Origin of the sequence: Vibrio sp. 1562 (assembly GCF_033340155.1) — a bacterium.
GTDB lineage: Bacteria > Pseudomonadota > Gammaproteobacteria > Enterobacterales > Vibrionaceae > Vibrio > Vibrio alginolyticus.
On the sequence record NZ_JAWOVY010000566.1, the window covers coordinates 1 to 589 of the forward strand.

Genomic DNA, 589 nt, shown 5'->3' on the forward strand with positions numbered 1-589 from the left:
GTGCGTCAAAGTTGTAGCCGGGTTTTAAAGGGTCGTTGTTTTGCATATTTCAACCAATTTACTTTTTCATCAGTCTATTCTGGAGCGGAAAAACTGTCGTCGTTATTCCTCACAGTTTTCTAGAACGATCCATTGTTTGGCAGAAAAGGCTTCTCGGAAAAAGTCCGTCTTAGCGGTTTTCGATAAGAAGTCACTTGGTAATCCATCTCTTTGGTGCTGCCACTTCGCACTTCGCGCTTGCTCGTTGTCTTCGACAGGTGAATCGACAACTTGTTTGATGGTATGACGGATATCAAGGCGAGTTGGAACCGTGTTTCTCGCCAAATACTCGATCACGAGAGCATCATCAGCAAAGTAGTAGTTCATATTGATGGATAAGGTTTCTGAATGGTGCAGTTGACACCATTGTTCGAGCTTTTCTGGCTTGTGCCTAAAGCGCCAATCAGCATCGTGAACGGCAATGAGTTGTCCGTTGTTTAATACTTCCATGGTGCCGATAAAGTGCGTTTTACCATCCCGCTGTAGCTCGAAACTCGCTGGTTGCTCAGTGGAAAGGTTGAGCGTCCAGCGAGTTTTTTCCAGTTGAAAA

General features: G+C 45.0%; 1 protein-coding gene. It reads right to left on the reverse strand.

What is annotated here, in order from left to right; all coding sequences use genetic code 11:
* Positions 1 to 102: 102 nt before the first annotated feature.
* Positions 103 to 589: hypothetical protein (locus R7Z49_RS26425; RefSeq protein ID WP_318112619.1), on the reverse strand; the 487-nt coding region annotated here is incomplete at its 5' end.